Source organism: Flavobacterium sp. B167r (genome assembly GCF_056824315.1).
In genome coordinates, this window is sequence record NZ_CP124859.1 from 2,101,135 (window position 1) to 2,123,620 (window position 22,486).

At 33.6% G+C, this 22,486-nt stretch carries 18 protein-coding genes; 8 read left to right on the forward strand and 10 right to left on the reverse strand.

The genetic code is table 11. The features are described 5' to 3' along the window. Positions 1 to 172: 172 nt before the first annotated feature. The 3 genes from QLQ96_RS09480 (at position 173) to QLQ96_RS09490 (ending at position 8,431) form a co-directional block, all read left to right on the forward strand. The gene (locus QLQ96_RS09480; protein ID WP_482496441.1) at positions 173 to 5,284 is read left to right on the forward strand and encodes a translocation/assembly module TamB domain-containing protein; all 5,112 of its coding nucleotides are present in this window, start codon (positions 173 to 175) and stop codon (positions 5,282 to 5,284) included. Next, positions 5,268 to 7,586 carry a translocation and assembly module lipoprotein TamL gene (gene tamL / locus QLQ96_RS09485; protein ID WP_482496442.1) on the forward strand — a complete coding sequence of 773 codons (2,319 nt, stop codon included), beginning with the start codon at positions 5,268 to 5,270 and terminating at the stop codon, positions 7,584 to 7,586. Before QLQ96_RS09480 ends, tamL begins: the two co-directional genes overlap by 17 nt. Before the next feature lie 215 nt (positions 7,587 to 7,801). Then, entirely contained in the window at positions 7,802 to 8,431 is a 630-nt protein-coding gene (locus tag QLQ96_RS09490; protein ID WP_482496443.1) for a DUF4230 domain-containing protein, read from the forward strand. Positions 8,432 to 8,636: 205 nt separating this feature from the next. Here QLQ96_RS09490 and QLQ96_RS09495 read toward each other — a convergent pair whose 3' ends face one another. From QLQ96_RS09495 to QLQ96_RS09530, 8 genes are all read right to left on the reverse strand, one after another. Further along, complete coding sequence (locus tag QLQ96_RS09495; protein ID WP_482496444.1) at positions 8,637 to 10,409, reverse strand: aromatic amino acid hydroxylase; 1,773 nt, start codon at positions 10,407 to 10,409, stop codon at positions 8,637 to 8,639. A gap of 137 nt (positions 10,410 to 10,546) precedes the next feature. Continuing rightward, entirely contained in the window at positions 10,547 to 10,990 is a 444-nt protein-coding gene (locus QLQ96_RS09500) for a hypothetical protein (RefSeq protein ID WP_482496445.1), read from the reverse strand. Positions 10,991 to 11,067: 77 nt separating this feature from the next. Then, positions 11,068 to 11,478 (reverse strand): group III truncated hemoglobin, encoded by a 411-nt coding sequence (locus tag QLQ96_RS09505; protein ID WP_482496446.1) that lies wholly within the window; start codon positions 11,476 to 11,478, stop codon positions 11,068 to 11,070. A 78-nt stretch (positions 11,479 to 11,556) separates the two neighbouring features. Then, positions 11,557 to 12,801, reverse strand: a complete 1,245-nt coding sequence (gene ilvA, locus QLQ96_RS09510; RefSeq protein ID WP_482496447.1) for a threonine ammonia-lyase IlvA — start codon at positions 12,799 to 12,801, stop codon at positions 11,557 to 11,559. A gap of 324 nt (positions 12,802 to 13,125) precedes the next feature. Then, entirely contained in the window at positions 13,126 to 13,665 is a 540-nt protein-coding gene (locus QLQ96_RS09515) for a DUF4136 domain-containing protein (protein WP_482496448.1), read from the reverse strand. Between the two features lie 29 nt (positions 13,666 to 13,694). After that, positions 13,695 to 15,671 carry a urocanate hydratase gene (locus tag QLQ96_RS09520; RefSeq protein ID WP_482496449.1) on the reverse strand — a complete coding sequence of 659 codons (1,977 nt, stop codon included), beginning with the start codon at positions 15,669 to 15,671 and terminating at the stop codon, positions 13,695 to 13,697. A 273-nt stretch (positions 15,672 to 15,944) separates the two neighbouring features. Continuing rightward, positions 15,945 to 16,919, reverse strand: coding sequence for a 2-hydroxyacid dehydrogenase (locus QLQ96_RS09525; RefSeq protein WP_482496450.1), 975 nt, complete (start codon positions 16,917 to 16,919; stop codon positions 15,945 to 15,947). Between the two features lie 11 nt (positions 16,920 to 16,930). Further along, complete coding sequence (locus tag QLQ96_RS09530) at positions 16,931 to 17,110, reverse strand: C1orf53 family protein (RefSeq protein ID WP_095928730.1); 180 nt, start codon at positions 17,108 to 17,110, stop codon at positions 16,931 to 16,933. 116 nt (positions 17,111 to 17,226) lie between these two features. Here QLQ96_RS09530 and QLQ96_RS09535 point away from each other — a divergent pair, with 116 nt between their 5' ends. Genes QLQ96_RS09535 through hemL form a run of 5 tightly spaced genes read left to right on the forward strand, consistent with a single transcriptional unit; the run spans position 17,227 to position 20,974 of the window. Beyond that, a complete protein-coding gene (locus QLQ96_RS09535; RefSeq protein WP_482496451.1) occupies positions 17,227 to 17,562 on the forward strand; it encodes a hypothetical protein in 336 nt (111 codons plus the stop codon). Then, positions 17,559 to 18,467 (forward strand): 1-aminocyclopropane-1-carboxylate deaminase/D-cysteine desulfhydrase, encoded by a 909-nt coding sequence (locus QLQ96_RS09540; RefSeq protein WP_482496452.1) that lies wholly within the window; start codon positions 17,559 to 17,561, stop codon positions 18,465 to 18,467. Before QLQ96_RS09535 ends, QLQ96_RS09540 begins: the two co-directional genes overlap by 4 nt. Next, entirely contained in the window at positions 18,460 to 19,359 is a 900-nt protein-coding gene (locus QLQ96_RS09545; protein ID WP_482496453.1) for a glucosaminidase domain-containing protein, read from the forward strand. Before QLQ96_RS09540 ends, QLQ96_RS09545 begins: the two co-directional genes overlap by 8 nt. A gap of 35 nt (positions 19,360 to 19,394) precedes the next feature. Beyond that, positions 19,395 to 19,649: a hypothetical protein gene (locus QLQ96_RS09550; RefSeq protein WP_482496454.1), complete on the forward strand. Its 255-nt coding sequence runs from the start codon at positions 19,395 to 19,397 to the stop codon at positions 19,647 to 19,649. Positions 19,650 to 19,687: 38 nt separating this feature from the next. Next, complete coding sequence (gene hemL / locus QLQ96_RS09555) at positions 19,688 to 20,974, forward strand: glutamate-1-semialdehyde 2,1-aminomutase (protein WP_482496455.1); 1,287 nt, start codon at positions 19,688 to 19,690, stop codon at positions 20,972 to 20,974. Positions 20,975 to 21,019: 45 nt separating this feature from the next. Here the strand turns inward: hemL and QLQ96_RS09560 are convergent, their stop codons facing one another. Beyond that, positions 21,020 to 21,751, reverse strand: coding sequence for a hypothetical protein (locus QLQ96_RS09560; RefSeq protein ID WP_482496456.1), 732 nt, complete (start codon positions 21,749 to 21,751; stop codon positions 21,020 to 21,022). A gap of 153 nt (positions 21,752 to 21,904) precedes the next feature. Continuing rightward, positions 21,905 to 22,321 carry a hypothetical protein gene (locus tag QLQ96_RS09565; RefSeq protein ID WP_482496457.1) on the reverse strand — a complete coding sequence of 139 codons (417 nt, stop codon included), beginning with the start codon at positions 22,319 to 22,321 and terminating at the stop codon, positions 21,905 to 21,907. Positions 22,322 to 22,486: the final 165 nt, after the last annotated feature.

Here is a 22,486-nt window from a genome sequence, read left to right on the forward strand (position 1 = left end):
AAACTTCGTGTCTTAGAGCCATCCTGGCAAGAAAAAACTCATTTAGCAATAAAATTTTAGAATAATTCCTCATAATTATGTAAATTGTTAAGATTAAAATTTTACATTTTTGTAAAATGTCTAATCCTGCTTTTTCCAGAAGCAATTTAATCTTAAATGATTTTATTGAGGTATGAATAAGAAAACCACTCATTATTTAAAAAAAACGCTTCGAATACTGCTTTGGTGCGTGGTTTCTATAGTTGCACTTTTATTACTTCTAATTGTTTTAATTCAGGTTCCATCAGTCCAGAATTTCGTTAAGGATAAAGCGATAACATATCTTCAAGGCAAGATAAAAACCAAAGTTTCTTTAGATAAAATATTAATTAAATTTCCAAAAGATGTAGTGCTGGAAGGTTTTTATTTTGAAGATCAAAAAAAAGATACTTTGTTGGCTGGTAAACGATTAGAAGTTGATGTTGATCTTTTTAAATTGGTAAGCAGCGAATTGGAAATCAATTCTGTTTCCTTGGAAAATGTGAAAGCGAATATTTCAAGAAACAAAGATGGCGTTTTCAATTTCGATTATATCATAAAAGCATTCGAATCGAAAGAACCAAAAGTTGAAGATCCAAATGCTAAACCTTTCAAAATTTCTGTTGTAAAGGTAAATCTCGATCAAGTTAAATTTAATTTTAAAGATGATTTTTCGAAAAATGATATTCGAGTAAATCTGACACATTTTGATACCAAATTCAAGAAATTCGATTTAGATCAAATGGATTTTAATATTCCAAACATCAATTTAAACGGACTAAAAGTCGTTTTAGATCAAGATGTTGTGGAGAAAATCGCAGAAGTTTCGGTTAAAACGGTCGATACCATTTCGAAAAGCCCAGATTTTAAATTGAAATTGGATAAAATAGCTTTGTCTAAAATTGATATTTTATATGATAATAAAGACTCGAAATTAAATTCGGGCATTAGTTTAGGAAATTTAAATTTATTAGTAAATGAGATTGATCTTAATAAACAGTTTTTGGATTTTGATACTTTTGAAGTTAAAAATCTTAAAGGAAATTTACGTCTGGGTGCAAAAGATAAGCAGATCCAGACACCAAATTTAGATACAACTGCCATAAAAAAAGCAGGTTGGAAAGTAAAACTTAACGAAACCAATTTAGAAAATATCGCTTTCAAATTTGAAGATATGCAGTCGAAACCGAAAACTAAAGGTTTAGATTATGCACATTTAGATTTGAGTAAATTCAATTTTAAAGCCGAGAAATTGTATTACGCAAATGATACGATTTCTGGAAATATAAAAACTTTGACCGTCAACGAAAAAAGCGGTTTGCAAATTCAGGCTTTAAAAACAGATTTCTTTTATGGACCGAAAAATGCTTCTTTAGAAAATCTGTATTTAAAAACACCACAAACGCTTGTACAAGATAAAGTTAAAGCTCAATACAAATCATTAGAATCGCTTCAAAAAGATTTAGGAAATCTTGCGATTGATGCCAATTTAAAACAATCAAAAATTGGTTTTAAAGACATTTTATTGTTCGTTCCAGATTTGCAGAAAACGAATCCGTTTAAAAGTAATCCAAATGCGATTTTGTATGTGGACAGCCGTGTGAGCGGAAAAGTAAAAGATTTGAATATTTCGAAATTTGAAATGAGCGGAATTGGTTCTACAAAAGTTTCCCTTTCGGGGAAAATCGCCGGGCTTCCTGATGCTCAAAAAGCTTATTATGATCTGAATATCAAAAAGATTTCGAGTACTTCAAAAGATATCAATATGTTTGTGCCTGCGGGAACAATTCCGAAGAATATTCAATTGCCTTCGCAGTTGAGTTTGCAAGGAAAATTTAAAGGTTCCGTGCAGAATTTCAAAACCAATCTGGCTTTAAACAGTAGTTTTGGAAATGCAAAAATAGACGCTCTTTTTAATCAGCGAATTAAGAAAAAAGAAAAATACGATGCAGATGTTTCGTTGCAGGAATTCGATTTAGGCCGATTAATTAAAAACGATTCGATCGGAAAAATTACGCTTAAAGCGAAAGTCAAAGGGAATGGATTAGACCCAAAAACGGCAAATGCAGCGATTGATGGTTTAGTGCAGAAAGCAGTTTTTAATCGATACACTTATCGAGATTTGGCTTTAAAAGGAAATATAGAAAATGGCTCTTTTGCCGTAAAATCTGGAATGAAAGATCCGAACTTGAATTTTGATTTAGTTGCAAGCGGAGACACAAAAGAAAAATATCCGACAGTAAAATTAAAACTGAATTTGGATATCGCCGATTTAGAAAAATTGAATCTTCATGCAGGCCCAATGAAACTTCGCGGAAATGTTGATGCCGATATTGCAAACAGTAATCCTGATTTTCTAAACGGAAAAGTGTTTTTGTCTAACATTCAGATTTTGCAAGATGCTGAGCCAATTGTATTGGATTCGATTCGTGTTTTGGCTTTCGCGGATAAAGACAGCAATTCGATTAAAATTTCGTCTCAATTTCTAAAAGCTGAAGTGACTGGAAAATACAAATTGACGACTTTAGCAAATTCAATTCAAAAATCATTATCGAAATATATTGATCTTAAAAATCCGAAAGTTAACGCAGAATCAGACGAGCAAAGATTGGCGTTTACACTTAAAGTAGATAATGATCCAGTACTTTTTAAATTACTTCCAAAACTGACAGGTTTAGAGCCTTTTACGATTAATGGGAAATACAATAATAAGACAGATTCTTTGGAAGTAAAAGGAACGATTCCGAGAATTGTTTATGCAGACAATACTATTTCTGATGGGAAAATTAATATTGAAGCCAAAGAAAATGCTTTAGAATATTCTGTTTCTGTTGCAACAATTGAAAGCGGTTCTTTAAAAATTCCGTTTACAAGTTTAAGCGGAGAAATTCAAAACAATATTTTGACTTATGCGCTTGAAGTTCAAGATGCAAAACAAAAACAGCAGTATTTTATTGCGGGCGAATTTAAAGCAGAAGATTCTAAAAATATAGTAAAACTGGATTCTGAAAACTTCATTTTAAATTATGATAAATGGAATGTTGATCCAGAAAATTCAATTGAAATTGGAGAAAAAAGATTGTATATCAATAAATTCAATTTGAATAATAACGGAAATGAATTAAAAATACAATCGCAAGGAAATCAAGACAATGCGCCGTTGCAAGTCGATTTTGTAAACTTCAAAATTGAGACCATTATGAATATGGTTAAAAAAGACGAATTGTTGATGCAAGGTTTGATAAACGGAAATGCTTTGGTTGAAAACGTGATGACCAATCCGACTTTTACATCAGATTTAAAAATAGATGATTTTACTTTTAAAGGATCAAAAGTTGGTGATTTAGAAATAAAAGTAGATAATAAAACTGCTAATACGCTTGCCGCGAATGTAACGCTGAGTGATGAAGGAAACGATCTGAAACTAACGGGAGATTACAAATTAGACGCTGGAAATTTTGATTTTGATGTTGCAATTAACAAATTGTACATCAAAAGTATTCAAGGTTTTAGTATGGGAAATATTACGGAAGGACAAGGCTTTTTATCTGGAAATTTTAAGTTGAAAGGAAATACTTCGGCTCCAAAAATTAACGGAGAATTGAACTTTAATGATGCTGGTTTTAGAGTAACGCAACTCAATTCGTATTTCAAGACTAAAAACGAAAAAATCACTTTCAGCAATGAAACCATTTCATTTGATAAATTTTCTCTTTTCGACGAAAATGATAATGAATTATATTTAAACGGAACTATTCAATCTCCTGATTTTATCAAATATAAATTCAATTTGGTTGTTGAAGCAAACGATTTTAGAGCAATAAATTCAAAAGCAAAAGACAATGATTTGTTCTATGGCGATTTGTTTTTAGACACCAAACTTAATATTAAAGGAGATCTTGATAGTCCTGTTATTGATGGAACGATTAAAATTAATAAAGAAACCAAATTTACGGTCGTAATGCCACAATCTGATCCTTCAATTGCAGATCGAGAAGGAATTGTAGAATTTGTTGATGAAGATAATGCGTATCTCAAACAAACTGTTGAGTTGCAGAATAAACTGAATCAATCAGAATTGAAAGGAATGAACGTAAATGTGGGAATTTCGATCAATAAAGAAGCAGAATTAACATTGCTGATTGATAAAGCAAATGGCGATTACTTGAATTTGAAAGGTGAAGCTGAATTAGTTGGTGGAATCGATCAATCTGGAAAAACAACCTTGACAGGAAAATATGAGTTTTCAGATGGTTCTTATCAAATGAATTTCAACGGAATAAAAAGAAAATTTGATATTCAGAAAGGCAGTTTTATTACTTGGAATGGCGAGCCGACAATGGCTACTTTAAATATTACAGCTATTTATAAAGTAAACACAGCGCCGATTGATTTATTAGGTAATCAGTTGAAAAGTCAGCCTCAATCAGTTCAAAATACCTACAAACAAAAACTTCCTTTTCAGACTTTGCTGAAAATGAATGGAGAGTTGCTGAAACCAGAAATTTCATTTGGAATTGTGCTTCCTGAAGGAAATTATAATGTTTCTACAGATGTTGTAGAAATGACGCAGACAAAACTGAAACAATTAGAACAAGATCCTGCGGAATTGAACAAACAGGTTTTTGCACTTTTAATATTGAATCGATTTGTGGGCGAAAATCCGTTTGCAAGTGAAAGCGGCGGAACCAATGCGGAATCTTTTGCTAGACAAAGTGTGAGTAAAATCCTTTCGCAGCAATTAAATAATCTGGCAGGAGATCTTATCGAAGGATTTGAAGTGAATTTTGACTTAGAATCAACGGAAGATTATACTACAGGAACGATGCAAAACAGAACCGATTTGAATGTCGAAGTTTCTAAAAAATTGCTTGACGATCGATTGAAAGTTACTGTTGGAAGCAGTTTCGGAGTAGAAGGACAGGAACGTGCCAACGAAGAAACTACTAATATCGCTGGCGATGTTGCTTTAGATTATCAATTGACAAAAGATGGCCGCTATATGATTCGTGCGTATCGTAAAAATCAATATCAGGTTGCAGTTGAAGGTCAGGTAATTGAGACTGGAGTTGCATTTGTTATCACGATGAGTTACAATAAATTCAGAGAACTTTTTCATCGTTCGGAAGAAGAAAAAGAATTAATTAAAGAAGAAAAAATTCGCAAGGAAAAAGAAAAACAGAAAAAGAAAGAGCAGAAGGAAAAAGAAAAATTGCAAGACAACGAAGACGAAAAAACAATTGAAGGAAATGAGCAGAAAACATAATCATATAAACCCATTTTATATAAAGTGTATCGCACTGCTTTCCTTGTTTTTTGTAGTAGGATGCAGTAATACAAAATATCTTCCAGAAGGCGATTTGCTTTACACAGGCGGTTCTGTGACCATAAAAGATTCGATTATGAAAAAGAAAAATCGAAAAGCTTTGGAAAAAGAACTCGAAGGTTTATTGCGTCCAAAACCAAACAAACAAATCTTTGGCTTGCGTCCAAAACTATTAATTTATAATCTTGCTGGCGAACCCAAAAAAGATAAAGGAACAAGATATTGGCTGCGCAATAAAGTTGGAGAAGCGCCAGTGCTTTTTAGTCAGGTTGATTTGGATTATAATGCTTCTGTTCTTCGAAATTTCACAGAAAACAGAGGTTATTTTAAAACCCGTGTCAGCGCCGACTCGACTGTTCGAAATAAAAGAGTTACGGCAGAATATATCGTTATGCCAAGACAGCAATACATTATAAAAAGCGTCACGTTTCCGGATGATTCCTTAAAAATGTCAAAGATTATCGCAAAAAGCCACAGAAGAAGTTTGCTTAAAGTTGGTGCGCCTTATGATCTAGATTTAATAAAAGCAGAAAGAGAAAGAATCGATGCGAGATTGAAGGAAAAAGGTTATTTCTATTTTAATCCAGATTATATTTTGGCGAAAGTAGACAGCAGTAAAGGCGATCACGAAGTAAAAATCAGATTGGTTATAAAAGACGATACGCCAGTAAAAGCTTTGACAGCATACAAGATTGATAAGATTTTTGTGTATCCGAATTATTCGCTAACGAATGATAGTACAGTTTATCGAAAAAGAAATGTTACACAATACAAAGATTTTACGATTATTTATACGACAGATACTTTTAAACCAAGAATTTACGATCGAACGATTTATTTCAAAAAAGGAGATGTTTACAACAGAAAAGATCATAATCTGACTTTAAATCGATTTGTAAATCTGGGCACTTTCAGTTTTGTGAAGAATGAATTTAAGCCGTCAGATTCAATTCCCAATGCATTAGATTCTTATTATTATTTGACTCTTTTGCCTAAAAAATTTATTCGTGTTGAAGTTATCGGCAAAACAAATTCTGCGAGTTATACAGGTACAGAATTGAATTTAAATTGGAACAACCGAAATTTTTTAAAAGGAGCAGAATTATTTACCGCTTCTGTTTTTGGAGGAGCTGATTTTCAGCTTGGCGGAACAAATAAAGGAAAGAATATTTATAAACTTGGAGGTGAAGTTAGTTTGACTTGGCCACGATTTATAACGCCTTTCAATATTGAAGGAAACAGCGAATATGTGCCGAGAACCAAAGCAACGTTACGTTATGAATATCAGAAAAGAACACAGCTTTATGCCTTGAATTCTTTTAATACTTCTTTTGGATATATGTGGAAGGAAAATATTCGTAAAGAACATCAATTGAATGTTATTGATATAACTTATGTGAGTCCAAATCATGTTACGCCAGAATATTTAGCCGATATAGAACAAGATGAAGCGCTTGGAAAAGTGATTGAAAAACAATTGATTTTTGGTCCGACATACAATTATACGTACACCAATACGATGCAAAAACGTAAAAAGCATACGATATATTTTAATGGAGAATTGGATTTGGCAGGAAATCTAACAGGGGCGATTACTGGAGCCAATATCAAGAAAAATGATACGATAAAAATCTTTGATGTTCCGTTTAGCCAATATGTAAAAATCAAATCTGATTTTAGGCATTATTTAAAACTAGGAAAAGAAAGCGAATTAGCCAGCAGATTGATTGTTGGTGCTGGTTTTGCTTACGGAAATTCGAGAACACTTCCAGCATCTAAGCAGTTTGTGGTAGGAGGAACCAATAGTATTCGAGCTTTTAGGGCAAGAACTTTAGGACCAGGTAGCTATGTTATTCCGCCGACAACAAATGATAATTATACGCCAGATCAATCAGCTGATTTGAAATTAGAGTTCAATACAGAATATCGCGCTAAGTTATTTAGTATTGTGAGAGGAGCCGTATTTCTAGACGCAGGAAATATTTGGCTTCTTCATGCCGATCCTAATAAACCTGGAGCTGAAATTTCAAAAGATTTTATGAAAGAAATAGCGATTGGAGCGGGAGCAGGTTTGCGTTTTGACTTATCATTTTTGGTTTTAAGAACCGATTTAGCTATTCCGCTTCGAAATCCTGCCTTGCCAGACGGTCAAAGATGGGTAATTGACGACATTAATTTTGGAAGCAGTTCTTGGCGAAAAGACAACCTAATTCTGAATATCGCAATCGGATATCCATTCTAGTTTTTTGCTGGGGTCGATTCGCCACGAATTCACGAATTAGTTCTAATTTACTAACGTTAAGTTCAAATTATTGGAATTTTAATTCGAGGAATAGAAACATTAGTTTTCTCAAAGAGATTAGCGAAAATTCGTGAATTCGTGGCGAAAAAAAGAAACAATTTCGTGGCGAAAAAAACAATAAAAAGAAGTAAATTGGTCTAAAATATTTTAAGAGAATGCAAAACTTGATCAAAAGAATTATAGGTGTCGGAGCTATTGTTTTACTTATTGTCTTGGCTTTTAAATACTGCCAATTCAAAAAAGAAGACGATTCAGATATAAACTACAATACCAATTTAATTCAGCAGCAGATTCTTAACGTTGGAAAACTGGTTGTAACCGAAGGACATTTCTCTGAAGTGATTACTTATAAAAATCAGCAGAAATATTTAATGGATATGGTTTCTTTCGAAAAGAAAGCATTAGTTGTGGTAAATGCAAATGTTACTGTTGCTTACGATTTGCATCAAATGAAATATGATATTGATGAAAAAAACAAGACCATCACGATTTTAAATATTCCAAAAGAAGAAATTACTATAAATCCAGATATTCAGTTTTACGATGTTGAACAAAGCAAACTGAATCCGTTTACGGGAGACGATTACAATAAAATCAATAAATCGGTTAAAGCAAATCTGGCTAAAAAAATCGAAAAATCTACACTTAAAACGAACGCCCAAAATAGACTAATAAGTGAATTGTCTAAGATTTTAATCATGACCAATTCAATGGGTTGGAAATTGCAGTATGAAGGGAAGACGATTGAATCAGAGACTGAATTGACTCAGGATTTGAAATTGTAGGGTTTTGCCACGAAGACACCAAGACGCTAAGTTTTTTATTTTTAAATTTCCTCCAGCTAAAGCTGGAGGAAATTTAAAAAATCCAATAGAAATTCCGCGATCTAGCTCCCGATAGCTATCGGATTGCGAGATTAAAAAAATCAGCACAATCAGCTTAAATCAACAATAATCTGCGTGAAATAAATAAAAAGAAATACTTCGCGTCTTAGTGTCTTTGTGGCAAATTAGGCAAAGAATCAAAAATCAAATCCAATCCGCCAGAAATTAAATGCGCAATTTCAGGACGTCTTTCTTTCAATTGATCTAGATAAACTAAAACTTCTTGTAAAAGCTGTTTTTCGTTGGAATCTTTTAAAACCTCAGCAATTTCAATTGTTAAAAGCCAATCATTTGAATGATTACTTTTAACTTTTTCAAAAACTGATTTTAACTCCGCTTTGGAATCTTTATTATTTCTGATGTTTCGAACTGTAGCGTACAAAATTTCCAATTCGTCACGTTCGTCAGTATGTTTTGCTTTAATGGTTTTAGTCGAAGGAACGATATTAATTAGGTCAAAACTATTGGCATCGGCTGGACCAGAAAAAGCAGAAATTACTTTTTTACCAATTGCCATATCGTAATTTCCCCATTCTGGCTGAAACAAAATCATTTCGCCATGCGTTACGGTACAATTTCTAAAACTAATTAAGATGATTTCTCCATGTAAATTTCGAGAACCCGTAATAATTTCTCCTTGAACAATAATATTGCCTTCAAACTCCAGTTTTACCGTTTCGTTTTCTACAATTCGGTAAGCTTGCAAGTCCTTCGGGCTCATGTCTTCAATCGCAAGATTAAAGCCTTTCAGTTTCCCAATCGGACTTCCAAATCCCTGTGGATGAGTCAAAGTTCCGTGTCCAACTAATTCTTTTTCTCGGTAAGAAAGAGCAGTTTTTCCAGTAGTTTGAATATAAACAGGTTTTCCTTCTTCTTCAATAACATTAGTGAAAACTCCTGAAATTTGTAAACCTGTACTCAATTCTATTGTGCCTAAAGCATTCGATTGAATCAGTTTTTTAATGCCCGATAAACCTCCAGTTCGCAAAGCCATTTTATTGGCAAATTCTTCCAAAATCAAACTCAAATGAGAGAAAGTAGGTGTTACATAAAGCTGTGGCTGTAACTGCGTAATATCAAAATTCTGATTGGCAGCAGAAATATCATAAGGGATTTTCTTCACATTATCGGTCATACAGTGTGCACTTTCACCAATTGAAGAAAGCAATCCCGCACCATAAATTTTCGGGTTTTCAACAGTTCCAATCAAACCGTATTCTACTGTCCACCAATGCAAATTTCTAATTTGAGCCATTTCAGACAATTCGCCCATATCATTTTGTAAATCGGCAACGGCTTTTTCAGCTTCGTCGATTTTTTCCTGCGGCGTATCTTCTGCTTCTTTTAAAATAGAAAGCAAACGAATCGCTTCGTACATCTGGTAATCTTTATGAGAAGAAATCGCTTTACAGCCAATTTCACCAAAACGTCTTAAATATTCAGCATATTCAGGATTGGCAATAATAGGAGCGTGGCCTGCACCTTCGTGAATGATATCAGGAGCAGGAGTATATTCAATATGTTCTAATTGTCTAATGTCTGAAGCAATAACCAAAACGTTATATGCCTGAAATTCCATAAAAGCATTTGGCGGAATAAATCCGTCAACGGCAACGGCTGCCCAGCCAATTTCGCTTAGAATTCGGTTCATTCCATACATACTCGGAATAGAATCAACTTCAATTCCGGTTTTTCTTAAACCTTCCAAATAAGAATGATGTGCCACCTTAGAAAGATAATCTACATTCTTGCGCATAACATATCGCCAAACTGCTTGATTGATAGGAGTATAATCGCTATAATCTTGTGGTTTGATAAATTGCTGTAAATGCTTCGGCAATCGCTCTAATAACGGGTTGGTTTCAATATTTGGATTCATTTCGAAAACGATGTAGATTAGATTGTAAAATTACGAATTTACAGCTCGATTTTTTACCATCCATCATAAAATTTTTATTCGAAACAAAGTTTTATTGCGGTTTTATTGATTTTGAAGTCTTGAGAGGAAAAGTGTTTTTAGCAATCGTTATTTTCAAAACTCACTCTTTCCATTGTGCTTTCGTAGCTTTCAATCTCTTTTTTTGTCATTGAAGCTTCTTTAATTTCTACTTTTAGCTGTTTTTTAGTATCAGGGCTAATCCATAAACCAGAAAAAGTATTTCCTATTTTCTTCAAAATTAAAACGCCACTAAAACCATGTTCAACCATGACAAATTCATTTTTAACCTTTTCACTTTGGGTTGGATAAAGTTGAATCCATTTTTCTGATTTATAACGATACATTGCTACATATTCTAAATCGGCATTGCATTGATTTTCTCGAGTCATAATATAAAAGGTTACGGGAATTTTTCCGTCGACAGTTCCTTTGTATAAATTAGAAACCGACTCTTGAGATTGTGCTGATAATTGATTGAAGAACGAGAAACAGATTGCAATAAAGAAAAGTACTTTTTTCATAAATAAAAGAATATAGATTTGGGTTTAATTCATTTTAATCAAATATAAAACGCTACTTTTTATTTGAAAGAATTTCTTTAAGATTTTTTTGTTGCGTTTCTCATTTCGTTTTCTGCATTTCTAAAATATTCAATTTTATGGCTGAACATAAGAGCCATATTGGTAGCACGCATTTTCGCTTCTTCGGTTATTGGCCCTGCAAATTGAGCATCTATTGTCGAATTAAAAATGGCAATCCAACGGTCAAAATGTGTTTTATCTACAGGCAATTGCTTGTGTGGAGGGAAAGGAGTTCCAGAATATGCGCGAACATCAAATAGAATTGTCTGCCAAAAATTGTACATTTTTTGCAAATGCGGCTCCCAGCGATCTTGGAGTTTATCATTAAAGATTGGGCCAATTAAATCGTCTTTTCGGACATTAGCATAAAAGCTGTTAACCATTTGCTGAATGTCTTCTATAGTGGAAATATCTTTAAGGGCTGTCATTTTTTTATATTTAAATTGGAAAGCAAAAATACGATAAGTTCTTTTTTGTTTAATGATATTTATCAGTATCAGAAATCACTAACCAATCAATTGTGTAAACAGATCTTGATTATCATTTAGATATTGAAATTCAAAACCATTTTCGGTCATTTTCAATTTAATTGGCATAATATCATTTTTGTTTTTCAATTCTAAACCAACGACAACAGAACCAACTTCACGGCTATTTTTCTTCGCAAACTGGAAATAAGTGATGTCATCATCTGGACCTAAAATATTATTGACAAATTCTTTCAGTGCTCCAGGACGTTGGGGAAACTGAATCATAAAATAATGCATTAAACCTTCATAAAGTAGAGAACGCTCTTTTATTTCGGCAGTTCTTTCAATGTCATTGTTGCTTCCGCTAACAATGCAAACTACATTTTTGCCTTTAATTTTTTCTTTATAAAAATCCAAAGCAGCAATTGTTAAAGCGCCAGCAGGTTCTACAACCATTGCTTCTTCATTATACAATCTTAGAATTGTGGTGCAGACTTTTCCTTCAGGTACCAGAATTATATCTTCTAAATTATATCGGCAGATTTCAAAAGTTTTATCGCCGACTTGTTTTACCGCAGCACCATCTACAAATTTGTCAATTGTTTTTAGCGGTGTGTTTTTGTTTTCTTCAATAGAAGTTTTCATCGAAGGGGCACCTTTTGGCTCAACTCCAATGATTTTAGTATGCGGACTCAAATGTTTAAAAACTTCGGATAATCCAGATGCTAGTCCTCCGCCGCCAATTGGAACAAAAACATAATCGATTGGTTCTTTAAAGCTTTCTAGGATTTCTAAACCAACAGTTCCTTGTCCAGCGATTACTTTTTCATCATCAAAAGGATGAATAAATGTTTTGTGGTTTTTGATGGCATCAGCAGTTGCAGAAGCATAAGCGTCATCAAAAGTATCCCCTGTTAAAACAATTTCTACAAACGATTTTCCGAATAGCTGAACTTGTTTTACTTTCTGTTTTGGAGTGGTTTTTGGCATGTAAATTTTACCATGAATCTTCAGAAGATTACAAGAATAAGCAACGCCTTGCGCGTGATTTCCAGCACTGGCACATACAGTTCCGTTTGCTTTTTCTTTTTCACTTAACGAAGAAATCTTATTGTACGCGCCCCGAATTTTATACGAGCGAACAATTTGTAAATCTTCTCTTTTTAATAAAATAGTAGATTCAAATTCGTCTGAAAGATTTAAATTTTGTGTAAGGGGAGTGGCAGCAACGACATCTTCGAGTTGCTTTTTTGCATTAAGTACTTCGTTAAATAAATTCATAATAAGTTGTTTTTTTGCCACGAATTATACGAATGAGCACGAATTGATTTTTTTAAATAAAAATTAGTGTCAATTGGTGTAATTCGTGGCGATATTAAAAAATAAAAAACCTCCCAATTGGGAGGTTCTTATAAATTATATTTTACAAACTTATATAACACCTCGCCACTATTGCTGAATTGCAATAATGCTAATAATAGCGATAATAATGTTATTAAGGTTTTTCATTTTTTAGTTGATTGAATAACAAAAGTAAAAAATATATTTAAGTAGCCAACTTCAATTTTAAAGTTTTACATGAAAACTGGAAACTGAGACTGAAAACTATTTTTTTACTGGCGGATATTGAGCTAAAATTTTAGCTACGAATTCAGCAATTTTCTCATCTTTTTTATCGATGTTTCTTGTCAAAGTTCCGACTCCTTCACCTTGCCAAATCATTTCTTTCTTTTTAGCATCGATTAAATCAATGTACAAAGTGCCTTGAGTAGAAGTCGAAACTGTAGTTTGATTTCCATACATCATATAAGGATTCCAACCCCAGCCCCAGCCGTAACCCCAGCCAGCACTAAATTGGTTTACATCTACTTGCTCTCTTGATTTTGTGAAAATATTTATTAGCAAATCTGGATTGTCACTTTTTGTAAATCCTTTCGCTTGCATTTGATCATCGATAGCGCGTAAAATTCTTCTTTTGTCTAAATCTGATATTTCAACCTTGTCAATTCCGGGCTTAAAGTAAGCGTATGTTTTATAAGGCGCAAAATCGACAGTTTTGTCATAGTCAGAATAAACAGTCACACTGCTACATGAATTGACAAGCATCAAGAGCAGGAAAAACGGAATTAACTTTAGTGTTTTCATATATTCAAAAATTAAATGTTCAGTTTTAGTTAAAGCAAACTTTCGTCAACTAGATTTGGCAAAGTCACTTTTAATAGAGGCTCAACTTCCATTGCTCTTTTTATAGCAAAAACAGCACCTTCATTTCGAGCCCAGCTTCTTCTTGAAATTCCGTTGTTAACATCCCAGAAAAGCATTGATGCTAAACGTTTTGAAGCCTCAGTAGAACCATCAAGAACCATACCAAATCCCCCATTTATAACCTCTCCCCAGCCAACGCCTCCACCATTATGAATAGAAACCCAAGTGGCACCTCTAAAGCTGTCTCCAATCACGTTATGAATCGCCATATCAGCCGTAAAACGAGATCCGTCGTAGATATTTGAAGTTTCTCTGTAAGGTGAATCAGTTCCAGAAACGTCATGATGATCGCGTCCTAAAACCACAGCGCCAATTTCGCCTTTTGCAATTGCCTGATTAAAAGCTTCAGCAATTTTGATTCTTCCTTCTGCATCAGCATACAAAATACGCGCTTGTGAACCTACAACCAGTTTATTTTCTTGTGCGCCTTTGATCCATTTAATGTTATCCTGCATTTGCTGCTGAATTTCATTTGGAGCAGTTTCAGCCATTTTCTCTAAAACTTCGCAAGCAATCGCATCGGTTTTTAATAAATCTTCCGGTTTTCCAGAAGTACAAACCCAACGGAAAGGTCCAAATCCGTAATCGAAACACATTGGTCCCATAATATCCTGAACGTAACTTGGATATTTAAAATCGATATTATTTTCTGCCATAACATCTGCTCCTGCGCGAGAAGCTTCTAATAAAAAGGCATTTCCGTAATCGAAAAAGTAAGTTCCTTTTGCAGTATGTTTATTGATAGCATCCGCGTGACGGCGTAAAGTTTCTTTAACTTTTTCTTTGAATAATTCCGGATTTTCAGCCATCATTTTATTAGCTTCTTCAAACGGAATTCCAACCGGATAATAACCTCCAGCCCAAGGATTATGTAGTGAAGTCTGATCTGAACCTAAATCAATTTTAATATTTTCTTGATCGAAACGTTCCCAAACATCAACCACATTTCCTAAATAAGCGATCGAAACGGTTTCTTTTTTGGCTTTCGCCGAATTTACTCTGGCAACCAATTCGTCTGTGGAAGTTACGACTTCATTAATCCATCGTTGTTCGTGACGAATTTTAGTAATCTTCGGATTTACTTCAGCACAAACCGTAATACATCCTGCAATATTTCCTGCTTTTGGCTGCGCGCCAGACATTCCGCCAAGACCAGAAGTTACAAATAAATTCCCTTCTGGATTTTGTTTTATTTTTCTAAAACCGTTTAAAACCGTAATCGTAGTTCCGTGAACAATTCCTTGCGGACCAATATACATATAACTTCCTGCAGTCATTTGTCCGTATTGAGAAACTCCAAGAGCATTCATTTTTTCCCAATCGTCAGGTTTAGAATAATTTGGAATCACCATTCCGTTTGTAACCACAACTCTCGGCGCTTCTTTATGCGAAGGGAATAATCCCATCGGATGTCCAGAATACATTGTTAAAGTTTGCTCATCTGTCATTTCAGACAAATATTGCATCGTCAATAAGTATTGTGCCCAGTTTTGGAAAACCGCTCCATTTCCGCCATAAGTAATCAATTCGTGCGGGTGTTGCGCCACAGCATAATCCAAATTGTTCTGAATCATGTGCATAATCGCTTTTGCCTGCAATGATTTCCCTGGATATTCATCAATTGGTCTTGCGTACATTTTATATTCTGGACGAAGACGATACATATAAATACGCCCGTAAGTCTCTAATTCTTCTGAAAATTCAGGAAGTAATTCAGCGTGATGTTTTGGATCAAAATAACGCAAAGCATTTTTCAACGCCAGCTTTTTTTCTTCTGCCGAAAGAATTTCTTTTCTTTTCGGAGCATGATTAATAGCGATGTCGTATGCTTGTTTTGGAGGCAATATAGAAGGTATTCCTTGTTGTATTTGGTCTTTGAAAGTCATTTATTTTTAAGATGCTGAGTTGCTAAGATTCTAAGCTACTAAGTTGCTAAAGTAGTTTTGTTAGATTAACAACAGATTAATTTTTGTTTTTTAATTATCTAATTCACAAATTGTCACATTTTCTAACTAAAAAACTAGGGATAACGGATATCCGACCTGTGATACGATTTATAAATCGTAATCTTAAACTTTCTTGAACGAATATCCATCTTTAAATTTTAGATTTTAGATTGTTGATTTTAGAATTATCTAATTTTCAAATTGCCACATTTTCTAATTGTAAACCTCTTCATTAACACAAAACGGCATTTTTTTATCTTCAAAAAGCGCGATTATATTTTGTGCAGCGCAAACCGCCATTCCGTTTCGAGCTTCGTAAGTTGCGGAACCAATGTGCGGTAAAACACAGCAATTTGGAAGCGACAATAACGGATTATCAAATTTCATAGGTTCTGGATTCGTTACATCCAATCCAGCGCCCCAGATTATATTATTCGTTAAAGCATCAAACAAATCATTTTCATTTTGAAATTTCCCTCTTGCGGTGTTGATGAAAATTGCATTCTTTTTCATTTTCGAAAAAGTGTTTTTATTGAAAAGTTCATTGTTTTCTTCGCTGTAATTCGAATGAATACTTAAAACATCACTTTCTGCAAGTAAGGTTTCAAAATCTACATATTTTGCATCCAATTCTTTTTCGGCTGCTTCATTATGAGAACGATTGTGGTAAATAATATTCATTCCGAAAGCGGCTTTACATTTTTTAGCCATTTCAATGCCAATTCTTCCCAAACCGAAAATCCCTAAAGTTTTACCATAAAGTTCCTGACCTAAATTGGCTAACGGATCAAAACTTCCCCAATCATCGTTTAAAATTCTTTTGTGATTGAAAAATGATTTTCTCGCAACACTTTGCATCAATAAAAAAGCAACATCAGATGTAGCTCGGCTTAAAACATCTGGCGTATTTCCAACGGGAATTTTTCTGCTATTTGCTGATGAAATATTCACAGCATCAAATCCGACAGAAAATAAAGCGATACCTTTTAAATTTGGACATTGCTGAAAAAAATCTTCGTCTAATTTATTTGTTCCAACATTCAAAAGCGCATCATGTTCTTGACAGATTTTTATAAACTCATCTCTGGATAATACATTTTCAGTTGGATTTATTGTAAAGTTAATTCCTTTATCTTGAAGCAGTTTAATGCCAGCTTCGGGTATATTTTTATTTATAAAAACTTTCATGTTGTGGTATTCTAATTTTTATTTATTCGTCCTGTTTTTTTATCATATCCGTATGGACAGTGGCGACAACCGCTTTTGCAGCAATAACCACGTTTTAAATGATGTTTTTCAGTAAAGCATTTGTAACCTTCGGGCGTATAGTAAAAATCTTCGCCTTCGATTAATTTATTTTCATTACTTTGCTCTTTCATAAATCTGTTTCGGGTTCAATTTCGAGTGAACTTAAAATCAAAAATAATAATATTTGATTATGATTTTATCGAAATTGAATAATTCTATAGCTACAAATTTATAAATTTTACAGCCAATGTTTCTGATTGTTGCTAAATATTTAATTCCGAAAGGATATCGAGGAATGGCTTTATTTCCTTTCGTTTTAGTTAAATATGATTTTGATAAAACAAACGGAACTTTCGTAAATCATGAAAAAATACATTTGCGCCAACAATTAGAATTACTAATTCTTCCGTTTTTTATTTGGTACGTTTTGGAGTTTTTTATTCGTTTAATTCAATACAAAAACAAAGATTTAGCGTATCGAAATATTAGTTTTGAAAGAGAAGCTTACGAAAAAGAAATGGACTTAAACTATTTAAAAAGCCGATCTTTTTTTCAGTTTTTAAATTACATCAAATTAAAATGAATCCTGTTTTTAACCAAAATATAAATATTCAATTTCCGAATGATATTTCGCTGAAAATTAAGCGTGAAGATTTAATTCATCCTTTTGTTTCAGGAAATAAATTCAGAAAACTGAAATACAATTTACTTCAGGCGAAAGCCGAAAACAAAACGACTTTATTGACTTTTGGCGGAGCATTTTCCAATCATATTGCAGCAGTTGCTTATGCAGGAAAGGAGCAAGGTTTTAAAACCATAGGCATCATTCGCGGAGACGAACTTTTAGATAAAATTGAAGAAAATCCAACCTTGAAATTCGCTCAAGAAAACGGGATGCAATTTGAATTTGTTTCGAGAGAAGAGTATCGTTTAAAAAATGAAACTTCATTTATAGAAAAGCTAAAGGATAAGTTTGGTGATTTTTATTTGGTTCCAGAAGGCGGTACAAACGAATTGGCGGTAAAAGGCTGCGAAGAGATTTTGACAGATGAAGATTCGGTTTTTAATTACGTTTGCTGCGCGGTTGGAACAGGTGGTACGATTTCGGGATTAATTAATAGTTCGCTGCAAAATCAGAAAATTTTGGGCTTTCCAGCGTTAAAAGGTGACTTTTTAAAGGATGAAATTCGTATTTTTGCAAAAAAAGATAACTGGAATTTAATTTCTGACTATCATTTTGGAGGTTATGGAAAGATAAATTTAGAATTAATCGAATTTATTAATGCTTTTTTTGAAGAAACAAAAGTGTCCTTAGATCCAATTTATACAGGAAAGATGGTTTTTGGCGTTATAGATTTAATTAGCAAAAATTATTTTCCTGCACATTCCAAAATTTTACTCATTCACACAGGCGGATTGCAGGGAATTGACGGAATGAATATAAAGTTGAAGCAGAAGAAATTACCAATACTCAAAACCAATGATTAAAAAAATTGTATTACTTCTCGTAATATTAGCTTTAGCAAGTTGCTCTTCTAGTAAGCCTGCCATCGCGACGACTAAAAAAGCGGCAGCAGTTCAATCTCGAACGGCCGCAACAAAAAGAAGTACTCCTGCTAAACCAATCGGAAAAAATTACCCTTCTACAAATAATACAACTGAGGTTATTCAATCTACTTCCAAAACAGTTGTTACCAGTGATTTAATTAATAATTATGTGTTGCAATTCAAAGATATTGCAATGGGAAACATGAAAACTTACGGAATCCCGGCGAGTATTATTTTGGCGCAAGGAATTTTAGAATCGGGTGCAGGTAGAGGAGATTTAGCTGTAGATGCTAATAATCATTTTGGAATAAAATGTCATAATGATTGGTTGGGAGAAAGTGTTCGCCATGACGATGACTCGGCTCAGGAATGTTTTAGAAAATATCCTCAAGCATCAGAATCGTATAGAGATCACGCTTTGTTTTTGGTTGGAAAAAAACGATATGCTACTTTATTTACTTATGAAAAAGACGATTATAAAGCTTGGGCAAAAGGACTGAGAGCTGCTGGCTATGCAACAGATCCGAAATATCCAGACAAATTAATTAGTTATATCGAGCGTTACAATTTGCATCAATACGATTGTCAGGTTACGGGAAGGAATTATGAACCGATAAACAAATCACTTCCTACAAGAAGTTCATCTTCGGTTGCAAACTCTGATCCAAAGATAAATATGAATCCATACGATTCGAATTTGTACGAAGTTCAAAAAGGAGATACATTGTATTCCATTTCAAAGAAATTCAATTTATTAGTTGAGGATTTAAAGAGAAAAAATAATCTGACTGATAATGCGATTTCGATAGGACAGAGGTTAAAAGTTAAGTAAGTTTTCAGTCTCAGTCTCAGTTTTCAGTTTGGATAATGAAGAAGAAAATTTCAGTTTTGATTTTAATTTCTGGGATAGGTTTTTTAACGATCAGACTTTTTTGTGGAGTTTATGAACATGATGAGTTTGCAGAAACAAATGTTTTCATAAAACATCGGCCAACTTGGAAATGGAGATTTTATTCTCCAATAGGTATGTCTGATATGAAAATGGAAGAACTTTCAAGAGAAAAACAAATAGAACAACAATATTTCAATGAGTTTATAACAGACCAAGGTTTAAGTAGATAGTTTAAATCTAAAATCTGAACTCAAAAATCTAAAATTAAATGTTATATAAAAGAAGTAGTCAGCTTTTTGCTGAAGCAGAAAAAGTAATTCCGGGAGGAGTAAATTCACCAGTAAGAGCATTTAAAGCCGTTGGCGGAACTCCGATTTTTGTAAAAAGCGCAAAAGGTGCTTATTTATATGATGAAGACGGAAATAAATTAATAGATTATATTAACTCTTGGGGACCAATGGTTTTGGGTCATGCGTATCAGCCGGTTGTTGATGCTGTGATTGAAAAAGCTAAACTAGGAACTTCATTTGGTATGCCAACAGAATTGGAAACAGAAATAGCAGCTTTGGCTGTTTCGATGGTTCCAAATATTGATAAAATACGTTTTGTAAATTCTGGTACAGAAGCTTGTATGAGCGCGATTCGTCTGGCTCGTGGATTTACAAAAAGAGATAAAATTGTAAAATTTGCGGGTTGTTACCACGGACATTCAGATTCATTTTTGATTCAAGCAGGAAGTGGAGCGGTTACTTTTGGTTCGCCAAACAGTCCTGGAGTTACAGAAGGAACGGCAAAAGATACTTTGTTAGCAAAATACAATGATTTAGAAAATGTAAAAACTCTAGTTGAAGCTAATAAAGGAGAAATCGCTGCAATTATTATTGAAGCGGTTGCAGGAAACATGGGATGTATTGTTCCTAAAGAAGGTTTCTTGCAAGGATTAAGAGACTTGTGTACAGCAAACGGAATCTTATTGATTTTTGACGAAGTAATGACAGGTTTCCGTTTGGCTCGCGGTGGAGTTCAGGAATTGTATGGAATTGATGCTGATATCGTGACTTTCGGAAAAGTTATTGGTGGAGGACTTCCAGTTGGAGCTTTTGCTGCACGCGAAGAAATCATGAATTATTTAGCGCCTCTTGGACCAGTTTATCAAGCAGGAACATTATCTGGAAATCCGTTGGCAATGGCTGCTGGATTGGCGATGTTAAAAGCGCTTGATAATGACAGAGAAATTTTTACTCGTTTAGAAGAAAAAACAGCATATTTGGAAGTAGGAATCGACAGAGTTTTAAAAGCAAATAATGTTGTTTTCACAATCAATAGAGTAGGTTCTATGATTTCGGTTCACTTTGATGCAAATCCAGTTACCGATTTCCAAACTGCTGCAAAAGGAGATAACGAAACATTCAAGAAATTCTTCCACGGATTATTGCAAGAAGGCGTTTACATCGCGCCATCTGCTTACGAAACGTGGTTTATTACAGATGCATTGACTTACGAAGATTTAGATTTTACAATCAATGCGATTGACAAAGTATCAAAATCATTTTAATACAAAAGGAGGCTTTAAGCCTCCTTTTCTTTTTTAGAACCAAGATTATTTTTTGTCTTTTTTGTGTTCTTTCATTTTGTCTTTATACTCTTTTTGAATTGAAGTCCATTTTTTATATTGGTCAGCATTCAAAATCGATTTCATTTTGGCATCATAAGCTTTATGATCTTCTTCCATTTGTTTTTTCATGGCTTTCTTTTCAGCTTCAGTTGGCTGAACACCAGAATCTCTTCGGCTTTTTTTAAGCATTGCCATTTTTGTGCTTCTGTCAGATAAAAGCTCGCTAACTTGTTTTTGCTGATCTGCGTTTAAGTTCAAATCAGTTGTTAGTTTTTGCAAATGCGCTTGATCACGTTCTTGAGGAGATTTATGGTCTTTTCCTCTATGATGATCTTTATGCTCTTTTTTTAGTGCCGTCCATTTTGTGTATTGATCAGCATTTAAAATTGATTTCATTTTAGCGTCAGTTGCTGCTTTGTCTGCATCCATTTGTTTCTTGAAAGCGGCTTTTTCTTCGGCAGTTGGAGGCGTTTTACTGTCTTTTCTACTTTCTTTGAATTTCTCCGCTTTGGCACTTTTTTCCGCGATAAGCTGTTTTACCTGATCTTGCTGTTTTATATCTAAATTCAAATCAGAAGTTAATTTTTGTAAATGCTTTTCGTTACGCTGTTCTGGAGTTAATTTTTCTCGTTGATCACGTGTCGGCTTCTGATTGATGTCTTGCGCAAAACTTACTATTCCAACGAATAATAAAGCTGCAATAAATAATTTTTTCATTTTTCGTTTCTTTAAAGGTTTATAGCAATTAGACTTCAAGAGAATTATTAAGTTTAATGGCATTTTCAGGTTTATCTTTTATTTAACAGAAACTATTAAAAAAGGTTTAAAGAACGCTTAGAAGCAAAAAAGAGGCTTAATTGCCTCTTTTATTTAGTTTTTATCTTTTCTGTTTTCTTTCATTTTTTCTCTTGCTTTGTCTTTGTTTTCTTCTTGAATGGTTTTCCATTTAGTGTATTGGTCAGCATTCAAAATCGATTTCATTTTAGCATCGTTTGCTTCTTTCTCCGCTATCATTTCTTTTTTAAAGGCTTCTTTTTCTGCAGCAGTAAGTTTAGTGCCGTTTTCTTTTTGTTCTTGGCGAGCGTCTCTTAATTTTTCAACTTTTGCACTCCTGTCTGCCAAAAGCTGTTTTACTTGAGTTTGCTGATTAGCATCAAGATTTAATTCTGCAGTTAATTTTTGTAAATGTTTTTCGTTACGCTGTTCTGGCGTTAATTTTTCTTTTTGTGTTTGAGCAAAACTTGCTATTCCAACAAATAACATAGCAGCAATTAATAATTTTTTCATGTTAGAGTTTTTTAATTGTTATAAGAGATTAGACTTTTTTTAAGGAAACTGGTTTAATTGAAATCTAAAAATTATATTTAATTTAACATGTTGATTTGTAATTTATTAAGAAGTATAAACAAACGAAATGTGAAAATATTTTCTTATTTTAGTGAAAAAACAAAT

Excerpts from the sequence above, each read along its gene's own strand:
- QLQ96_RS09480 (WP_482496441.1), top strand. The coding sequence starts at position 173 with ATGAATAAGAAAACCACTCATTATTTAAAAAAAACGCTTCGAATACTG.
- tamL (WP_482496442.1), top strand. The coding sequence starts at position 5,268 with ATGAGCAGAAAACATAATCATATAAACCCATTTTATATAAAGTGTATC.
- QLQ96_RS09490 (WP_482496443.1), top strand. The coding sequence starts at position 7,802 with ATGCAAAACTTGATCAAAAGAATTATAGGTGTCGGAGCTATTGTTTTA.
- QLQ96_RS09495 (WP_482496444.1), bottom strand. The coding sequence starts at position 10,409 with ATGAATCCAAATATTGAAACCAACCCGTTATTAGAGCGATTGCCGAAG.
- QLQ96_RS09500 (WP_482496445.1), bottom strand. The coding sequence starts at position 10,990 with ATGAAAAAAGTACTTTTCTTTATTGCAATCTGTTTCTCGTTCTTCAAT.
- QLQ96_RS09505 (WP_482496446.1), bottom strand. The coding sequence starts at position 11,478 with ATGACAGCCCTTAAAGATATTTCCACTATAGAAGACATTCAGCAAATG.
- ilvA (WP_482496447.1), bottom strand. The coding sequence starts at position 12,801 with ATGAATTTATTTAACGAAGTACTTAATGCAAAAAAGCAACTCGAAGAT.
- QLQ96_RS09515 (WP_482496448.1), bottom strand. The coding sequence starts at position 13,665 with ATGAAAACACTAAAGTTAATTCCGTTTTTCCTGCTCTTGATGCTTGTC.
- QLQ96_RS09520 (WP_482496449.1), bottom strand. The coding sequence starts at position 15,671 with ATGACTTTCAAAGACCAAATACAACAAGGAATACCTTCTATATTGCCT.
- QLQ96_RS09525 (WP_482496450.1), bottom strand. The coding sequence starts at position 16,919 with ATGAAAGTTTTTATAAATAAAAATATACCCGAAGCTGGCATTAAACTG.
- QLQ96_RS09530 (WP_095928730.1), bottom strand. The coding sequence starts at position 17,110 with ATGAAAGAGCAAAGTAATGAAAATAAATTAATCGAAGGCGAAGATTTT.
- QLQ96_RS09535 (WP_482496451.1), top strand. The coding sequence starts at position 17,227 with ATGTTTCTGATTGTTGCTAAATATTTAATTCCGAAAGGATATCGAGGA.
- QLQ96_RS09540 (WP_482496452.1), top strand. The coding sequence starts at position 17,559 with ATGAATCCTGTTTTTAACCAAAATATAAATATTCAATTTCCGAATGAT.
- QLQ96_RS09545 (WP_482496453.1), top strand. The coding sequence starts at position 18,460 with ATGATTAAAAAAATTGTATTACTTCTCGTAATATTAGCTTTAGCAAGT.
- QLQ96_RS09550 (WP_482496454.1), top strand. The coding sequence starts at position 19,395 with ATGAAGAAGAAAATTTCAGTTTTGATTTTAATTTCTGGGATAGGTTTT.
- hemL (WP_482496455.1), top strand. The coding sequence starts at position 19,688 with ATGTTATATAAAAGAAGTAGTCAGCTTTTTGCTGAAGCAGAAAAAGTA.
- QLQ96_RS09560 (WP_482496456.1), bottom strand. The coding sequence starts at position 21,751 with ATGAAAAAATTATTTATTGCAGCTTTATTATTCGTTGGAATAGTAAGT.
- QLQ96_RS09565 (WP_482496457.1), bottom strand. The coding sequence starts at position 22,321 with ATGAAAAAATTATTAATTGCTGCTATGTTATTTGTTGGAATAGCAAGT.